Origin of the sequence: Escherichia sp. KTE114 (assembly GCF_000407765.1) — a bacterium.
Lineage (GTDB): Bacteria > Pseudomonadota > Gammaproteobacteria > Enterobacterales > Enterobacteriaceae > Escherichia > Escherichia ruysiae.
The window spans coordinates 1,069,625-1,077,444 of sequence record NZ_KE136626.1 but is presented as its reverse complement, the minus strand read 5'-3'; the positions used below and the strand labels follow the sequence as shown (position 1 = coordinate 1,077,444).

General features: G+C 48.6%; 7 protein-coding genes. 1 reads left to right on the top strand and 6 read right to left on the bottom strand.

Annotation, left to right across the window (positions count from 1 at the left end; translation table 11 throughout):
• From WC5_RS15600 to WC5_RS15610, 3 genes are all read right to left on the bottom strand, one after another.
• Positions 1-1,643, bottom strand: a 1,643-nt coding sequence (locus tag WC5_RS15600) for an ESPR-type extended signal peptide-containing protein (RefSeq protein ID WP_016231508.1), incomplete at its 3' end; no start/stop codon positions are given.
• A gap of 43 nt (positions 1,644-1,686) precedes the next feature.
• Complete coding sequence (locus tag WC5_RS15605; protein WP_001102139.1) at positions 1,687-2,370, bottom strand: DUF3251 domain-containing protein; 684 nt, start codon at positions 2,368-2,370, stop codon at positions 1,687-1,689.
• A gap of 493 nt (positions 2,371-2,863) precedes the next feature.
• Positions 2,864-3,226 (bottom strand): YibL family ribosome-associated protein, encoded by a 363-nt coding sequence (locus WC5_RS15610; RefSeq protein WP_000665684.1) that lies wholly within the window; start codon positions 3,224-3,226, stop codon positions 2,864-2,866.
• A 269-nt stretch (positions 3,227-3,495) separates the two neighbouring features.
• On the opposite strand from WC5_RS15610, the gene yibT reads away from it, so the two are divergent.
• Positions 3,496-3,705: a protein YibT gene (yibT, locus tag WC5_RS15615; RefSeq protein WP_000517102.1), complete on the top strand. Its 210-nt coding sequence runs from the start codon at positions 3,496-3,498 to the stop codon at positions 3,703-3,705.
• 10 nt (positions 3,706-3,715) lie between these two features.
• On the opposite strand, the gene mtlR is transcribed toward yibT, so the two are convergent.
• The 3 genes from mtlR to mtlA form a co-directional block, all read right to left on the bottom strand.
• Complete coding sequence (gene mtlR, locus WC5_RS15620; RefSeq protein WP_000247990.1) at positions 3,716-4,303, bottom strand: mannitol operon repressor MtlR; 588 nt, start codon at positions 4,301-4,303, stop codon at positions 3,716-3,718.
• Complete coding sequence (gene mtlD / locus WC5_RS15625) at positions 4,303-5,451, bottom strand: mannitol-1-phosphate 5-dehydrogenase (protein WP_000645428.1); 1,149 nt, start codon at positions 5,449-5,451, stop codon at positions 4,303-4,305. The genes mtlR and mtlD overlap by 1 nt, the downstream gene beginning before the upstream one ends.
• A 228-nt stretch (positions 5,452-5,679) precedes the next feature.
• The gene (gene mtlA, locus WC5_RS15630) at positions 5,680-7,593 is read right to left on the bottom strand and encodes a PTS mannitol transporter subunit IICBA (RefSeq protein WP_000093246.1); all 1,914 of its coding nucleotides are present in this window, start codon (positions 7,591-7,593) and stop codon (positions 5,680-5,682) included.
• Positions 7,594-7,820: the final 227 nt, after the last annotated feature.

Here is a 7,820-nt window from a genome sequence, read left to right as displayed (position 1 = left end):
AAATCACCGTCTTTAACGTTAGTGATTTTGTTGGTGGCATCGGTGCCGTGTTTGGCGGTGAATGCACCTGAGGCGTCATCCCATGCCAGCGCATCTTCTCCAAGGTTAGTTACCGTATCCGCCAGGTTGGTGATACTGGTGGTATTGGCGGCAACGTCATTCGTCAGATTAGTGATGTTAGTGGTGTTGCTAGCCACATCGCCGGTCAGGGTGCTGATATTGGTGGTGTTGGTGGCGATGTTGTCAGCGTTAATTTGCACATTGTCGTTAGTGGTTTTCAACTGAGAACCGTTAACGGCATCGGTACTGGATGCGTTCAGCTCACCCGCCGTAACGTTGGTGATTTTGCTGGTGGCATCGGAACCGTGTTTTGCACTGTAGACTTTTTTAAGCGAGTCCCATTGCAACGTATTATCATCAAGACCCTTTAATGCGTCGCCAACATTATTAAAGCTACCACTTTGCAGTTTGTAGTTAGGGGCGTTAACAACCCCGGCAGTACTCACGGAGGCACCGCCGCCCAGACGGTCTGCAACTGACTTACTGATATCATAAAGCTGTGAACCATTGATGGCATCAGTACTGGTACTGCTAATATCGCCTTTTGCCATATGAACAATTTTACGCTGCAGCGTGTCGTTACCTACTGAAACAGTATTATCTTCCACGGCAGTAGACTCTGTGCCCAGAGCAACGGAGTTAACACCGGTTACACTGGACAGGCTACCAATCGCAATACTTTTTTCACTACCAGCATAGCTTTCTTGTCCAAGCGCAATACTGTTTTCGCCGCTTGACTGACTTTTATTACCCAACGCAATAGAATTTACACCGTCTGCTTTTCCTGCCTGACCGAAAGCCATTGCTCCAGCTTTGGTTGCATTGGCTCCAAATCCAAGCGCAACGGTATTGTCCGCGTTAGCTATGCTGCTTGAACCCAATGCCAAACTATATAATCCATTGGCTTCGCTTGCGGCACCCATTGCAATGGCACCATCGGCATTCGCTAAAGCCAGTCTTCCAAATGCCAGGCTATCAATAGCATTGGCTTTTGTATCTGAGCCGAGTGCCAGACTATACTTTCCTGCGGCTAATGCCTGGTAACCAAGGCTAGCTGCATAATCAGCACCATCTTCTACTCTTGCACTTCTACCTATTGCAATGGAGGATGCACCACCGGTATAAGCTACCAAACCCAATGCAACGGAATACTCTGCTTTTGACTCTGCGCCGCTACCGAATGCTACGGATCTGTTCCCCGAGGCTTTAGACATGTGCCCTATAGCTATGGATAGCTCACCCAATGACTGACTCTTGTAGCCGAATGCGGTACTTCCTATTCCACTGGCTGTCGCGTCGATTCCTATTGCAATTGCGACTCCTCCATCTGTCTTTGATGTAGCTTTTGCATTCTTTCCGATAGCAATCCAGCTATCGTGTTCTTCGGGAGTTTCAATGCTCGTACCACCATCAAGACTGACAGAAGCACCCGCCCCGAACGACGACATCAGTCCACCGGCAACTAATGCAGAAATTAACAGCTTGCTGCGCCCGGACTTCTTTCCACGGCTTTTTGCCGTTTCGCTGGCGACGCTGTAACTCCCCGTTGCAGGGTTCCAGATAACTTTAAAAATTTTGTTCATTGTTGTTGCTCTCTATTCCTTGATATAAGTGCAATGACTGCATTTATTTTTTGCTTTTTTTCTGCCGGTTATCAGCAGGTGGAAGGTCGTCGAAGTTGATATTCTGCATATTAATAGCCAACTTCAGGTATTTCAGGTTGTTGGGAGACACCCCTTTTAACGTCAAGTTAATGTCTTGCCATTGACCCGGTAATAATTTCAGCGTGGAGTTCATGGTGGTGCTAAAAAGCAGTTGTTGCCATTTGGCATATTCTTTTTGATCAATAGGTTTTTCACCGCCCCAGGTGGCATGAAAACCAATGTTAGAAACAGGTACGCTTAATAAATTAACCAGCGACATATGTATAACACTGCCATTTTCAGAGGCCTCTATTGATAATATGCGCCCCGCTAAACCCACAGACCCATTATTCAAAATAAAATATTTTGTTTGAGCTGGGTTAAATTCAGTAAAGACAAAGTAGTCTTGCTGACGTTTAATCTCTTTCACTACCTGAGCCAGCGTTTTTGTACTGTTTATTACGCTAATATTTTGTTTTTCAATGGTGCTTGTTTTTTTGTCTTGCTGTTCTAATTGTTTTTCGAGTTGATCGATTCTGGCCTTTTGTTCTTCCTGTTGTTTTGTTAGCTCATCAACTACTTTCGTTTTTTCGACGTAATCACAACCTGACAATACCAGCATTGTCGAAGCCGCCATGACGCCTGTAAAAAATTTATTCACATTCATACAAAGTTATCCTTACATATCATCCCTGCTAGCAATTTGAACTAAGGGATGTGTCCATTTGTGGTTGATGCTTTTGTGATTTATATGGCTGGCTTTATAATTATTGCTTATACATTCATTTTGAAAATTATTTATTAAATTTTAAAATTGTTTATTTGTATTAAGGAGGCGGATTTTAATGAGGAGGGTTGTCAGATGTCAAACACTGCATTTAAAGCAGAAAAATAGCTTTAATTTAATATTCATACAATCAATGTTTGGGGTGGATTTTTAGAATGCGGATGGAGAAAATAAGGGCAAAAGTTTTATTTTATGAATGATATCGTCCATTTTCAGGTGTCGAACCAAACCTTTTACTGAACGCATTTTCAGATTGAGTGCCACTGGTAAAAAGCAGGCTCTACGAGGAAACAGAGGAAAAAGAGGAAGATAATTGTTACATCCCGCATTTATCTGCAACGCGGGATGTGAAGGAGATAGACAGGTAAGAGGGTTAAAACGCTGTCTTTGAGAACCCGGTCATCTCTTGCAGACCCATTTCACGACCCAGTGCGGTCATCGGATGCACTACGACTAACCCACGGACACTCTTCTTCAGCTTACCCATATCGGCTTGTTCTTTTTTGGTAATCGCACGCTGAAACGGCATCTTCATCAGCTTTTGTGCTTCTTTGCTGAGTTTCTGGCTATGAACTTCACGCAGGCGGGCAATTTCCGCTTCCAGCGTAGCTTTCTCTTTTTCCAGCTCGGCATACTTGTCTGCGGCTTCAACCAGCGACAGTTCGGCCTGCTGGTGGCGGATGGCGTCCAGGCGATCGCTAAGACGTTTAATTTCGTTTTTTTCGACTTCTTTCATGGGATGGCTTCTGATAAAGATAAATTTATAGCCCCTAGTATGCGCGACCAGGTGCTTTGTTCACAACTGATGGCATTGTAATAGTTTTGTCGGGTAACAAATCTGGGGTTCAAAAATCATATAATGCATTGATTAATAAATAATATAATCAGAAGGTGAGGGCAAGCGTTGTGGATTTCGCACGTTTTCCTTAATGTCATTTTTATCGGGATCTAAACTAAAATCGGCGGTCGCGCATTCCCGGCGCGGGGTAATACGGAGATATTATTATGGGCAAATTAGGTGAAAACGTTCCGCTTCTTATTGATAAAGCCGTAGATTTCATGGCATCAAGCCAGGCGTTCCGGGAGTATCTGAATAAACTTCCCCCCCGTAACGCGATTCCATCCGGTATACCTGAGGAAAGCGTGCCGTTATATCTACAACGTCTGGAATATTATCGCCGACTTTATCGGCCGAATCCGGTAGAGGAGAAGTAAGCGAAAGTACTTACTTTTGAAAGGCTTTTTTTAAGCTGATTTTGGAAATCAGCTCTGTCAGTGAAAGGACCATTGTTGATCGCACAGCCTGTTGATAGCGTTGAACTTGCATCGCATACAAACTGGAGTCTATTGGTTCAAACTGTGGCGGCGGAGGCAGTGCCGCCACGCAATGCAGTTCGCCAAATGGCCCAAGAATTTCATCATCGGTAAATGCGTACTCGTTGCCGTCGTGATTCAGCTCTTCCCGCAGTGCCATCAACAGTTCCGCATCTTCGTATTCATGGCGACTAATTACGCCAAGCCCATAAATCAGCTTTAAGCGCACGGACAAGTCGCCCAGCGGACCATCGCCGTCGAGTAATGGTTCTACAGCATACTTCACCGCGTAATCGTCTTTGCGGAATACCTGAAGCACCAGAAGATTCACCGCCTCGGTCAGGAGATCGACGGCGGTAATCAGAAAGCTTCGCACGGTTTTGCCAGCATTCAGACGCTCAAGCACACGGTTTTCAAAGGCCTGGGTTTGTTCCATTGTTGCCTGCATATCTGACAATCTGTTATTCGGGCGCAGGGAGTCCTGCGCCTGGTTCACCATTATTGCATTGCGTTATAAGCGGTTACCGCCTCGGTGACAACCTCGCTGTTGGCATCAAGCCCGGAAATGTGCGCCAGCGCAGCCTGCGGGCCTTTGTCGGCAATCAGCGCCGCCAGTTCTTGTGCCTGCGGATCATCTTCACTGCGGAAGTGCATTGCAGCGGCAATACCTTCAATCAGATTTTTGTGCGGCAAGCCATATTCCAGCGTACCCAGCAGCGGCTTGATCAGACGGTCGCCAGCACTCAGTTTACGCAGCGGTTGACGGCCTACGCGCTCAACATCATCTTTCAGATACGGGTTTTCAAAACGACCGAGGATTTTCTGGATGTACGCTGCGTGCTTGTCCGCGTCAAAACCGTAACGCTTAATCAGTACTGCGCCGCTTTCTTCCATCGCCCCTTTTACCACCGCACGGATTTTCTCGTCGAGAATCGCGTCACGAATGGTCTGATGACCCGCCAGTTTTCCAAGGTACGCGGTTATAGCATGACCCGTATTCAGGGTGAAGAGCTTACGTTCGACAAACGCCATCAGGTTGTCGGTTAACTCCATACCAGGAATATTTGGCAGTGTGCCTTTGAACTGGGTTTTATCGACAATCCATTCGCTGAAGGTTTCTACAGTGACTTCCAGCGGATCATTCGTTGCAGACGCTGAGGGCGGCACGATACGGTCAACGGCGGAATCCACAAAGCCAACGTGTTCTTCTACCCACGCTTTGGCATCTTCCGGCAGGGCGTTCATCACATGACCTTTCAGTTGTGTTGTGCCACGTACCATGTTTTCACAGGCGATAATGTTCAGCGGGGATTCATTACCTTGCTCTTTACGTTTCACCAGCCCTTTGGCGATTGCCGGAGCAATGCGTTCCAGCACGACCGGGCCAACGGCGGTGGTGACTAAATCAACCTGGGCGATTAAATCAACCACGTCGTCGCCAATGCTGCTGACGGCATTAACGCCGGAAACGGTATCCACCTGCTCGGTTTCGCCGACAACGTGAACCTGATAGCTATGACGGGCATTCAGGGCATCAAGTACCACCTGATTGACATCGGCAAACGTCAGTTGGATACCCGCGTCTGCCAGCAGTTTACCGATAAAGCCACGACCGATATTACCTGCGCCAAAATGTAATGCTTTCATAGTATTAACCTTCATCAATGTTTTTACCCGAGAGGGCTGGGGTGAGGCTTTTCCCTCACCCAAACCCTCTCCGTGAGGAGAGGGGCAGCGCCGGATGCGGCGTAAACGCCTTATCCGGCCTACAAGAGCGTGCAAATTTAACAAACTGCGCTTTGTTTTGTAGGCCTGATAAGCAAAGCGCATCAGGCAATTAGCCCACCTTCTCCATGTGGAGAGGGTGGGCCTGGATTACTTACGACCTGCCAGCAGCTCTAGCACTTCATCCACGCTAGTGGTGTGTGCCAGACGCTCGATGACGGACTCATCATCCAGTGCGTTGGTCAGGCTGGTGATAACCTGAATGTGCTCGTTATTACGGGCAGCAATACCAATCACCAGACGGGCGATGTCATCTTCTTCTTCACCGAAGCGCACGCCTTCCGGGTACTGACAGAACACGACGCCTGTTTTCAGTACGCGATCTTTCGCTTCAACCGTACCGTGGGGCACCGCGATAGACTCACCCAGATAGGTCGGGGTCAGTTTTTCACGATCCAGCATCGCCTGTACGTATTCCGGTTCAACATAGCCGCCTTTCACCAGTTGTTCACCGGCAAAGCGAATCGCTTCTTCTTTGGTTGCCGCTTTGCGACCGAGGAAGATGTTCTCCGCGCCGAGCTTAAACAGGTTGGCGTTAGAATCGTCAAAGCTGTCTTTCAGGCTGTCTTTCACTTTCACTTCGTTTTCAGTATGGCGCTGGGCAGCAACCAGACGTTCGGTCAGGCTGGTGTACAGGCCGCTGTCGAGGAAGTTGGTCAGCGAAATATGCTGTGCCTGCGGAACCTGACGCATAGCACGTTCGGTCAGGTCACGGTGAGTGATGACCAGGTCCACATCCGGCGGCAGGTTGTTGATCGCGCTGTTAGTAACAGAAATCTGCGACAGACCTGCATCCTGAATTTTCTTACGCAGCACGCCCGCACCCATCGCACTGGAACCCATACCGGCGTCACAGGCAACGATGATTTTACGCACGTGGCTCAGGTCGTTAGTCACATCGCCAGCAGACAGTGGAGTAGCGCCTTTTGATTCAGCTTTCATCTCCTGGACACGACGCGCAGCCGCTTCAATATCGTCTTCTTCTTTCACTTTGCTGGTTTTCAGCAAAATAGCAGAGACAACGAAGGAGACTGCCATCGCCGCACACACACCTGCGATGTTAGCGAAGTAAGCACCTTTTGGCGTCATCGCCAGTACCGCGAGGATAGAACCCGGAGATGCCGGAGAAACCAGACCACCGCCCAGGATAGTTAGCGTGAACACGCCAGTCATACCGCCGAGGATAACGGCCAGGATCAGACGCGGATTCATCAGCACATACGGGAAGTAGATTTCGTGGATACCACCCAGGAAGTGGATGATTGCCGCACCGCCCGCAGACTGTTTCGCACTACCGCGACCAAAGAACATGTACGCCAGCAGAACACCCATACCCGGACCCGGGTTCGCTTCAATCAGGAAGAAGATGGATTTGCCAAGTTCATGGGACTGCTGAATACCCAACGGCGAGAAGATACCGTGGTTAATGGCGTTGTTGAGGAACAGGATTTTCGCCGGTTCAACAAAGATAGACGCCAGCGGCAGCATGTCATGGACAACCATGAAGTTAACGCCCGCAGCCAGCATTTTGGACAGGGCTTCAACAATTGGACCAATGCCGAGGAATGCCAGAATGGCGAGGATCATCCCGATGATGCCAGCGGAGAAGTTATTCACCAGCATCTCAAAACCGGATTTGATCTTACCGTCTACCCAGCGGTCGAAGTGCTTAATGCACCAGCCACCCAGCGGACCTGCAATCATAGAACCGAGGAACATCGGCATGTCTGCGCCGACGATAACGCCCATGGTAGTGATAGCACCAACCACGCCGCCACGTTCGCCACCTACCAGCTTACCACCGGTATAACCGATCAGCAGCGGCAGGAGATAAGTGATCATCGGCCCGACCAGCTTCGCCAGCGTTTCGTTCGGTAACCACCCTGTTGGAATAAATAACGCGGTGATGATACCCCACGCGATAAACGCGCCGATATTTGGCATCACCATGTTGCTGAGGAAACGACCAAAGCTTTGCACTTTGATCTTAATATCGGATGACATAAAAACACCCCTTCTTATGTTTGCTGTCGCGCAGGCTGGAAGCCCGAGGTTTTTTGTTAATGTGGCGGCAGAGGTAGCCGGACCTTGTAGATACTGCGAAATCTGGCACTGAATCGGTTAACTGTCCAGTCGACGGCCTTTTGTGTGATATTAGTCACATAAATATAGGGGGTAGAGAGGTAATTGACGTGATGCTCATCACAAAACGCTTGTGTAAAAAAGCAACA

Excerpts from the sequence above, each read along its gene's own strand:
- WC5_RS15605 (WP_001102139.1), bottom strand. The coding sequence starts at position 2,370 with ATGAATGTGAATAAATTTTTTACAGGCGTCATGGCGGCTTCGACAATG.
- WC5_RS15610 (WP_000665684.1), bottom strand. The coding sequence starts at position 3,226 with ATGAAAGAAGTCGAAAAAAACGAAATTAAACGTCTTAGCGATCGCCTG.
- yibT (WP_000517102.1), top strand. The coding sequence starts at position 3,496 with ATGGGCAAATTAGGTGAAAACGTTCCGCTTCTTATTGATAAAGCCGTA.
- mtlR (WP_000247990.1), bottom strand. The coding sequence starts at position 4,303 with ATGGTGAACCAGGCGCAGGACTCCCTGCGCCCGAATAACAGATTGTCA.
- mtlD (WP_000645428.1), bottom strand. The coding sequence starts at position 5,451 with ATGAAAGCATTACATTTTGGCGCAGGTAATATCGGTCGTGGCTTTATC.
- mtlA (WP_000093246.1), bottom strand. The coding sequence starts at position 7,593 with ATGTCATCCGATATTAAGATCAAAGTGCAAAGCTTTGGTCGTTTCCTC.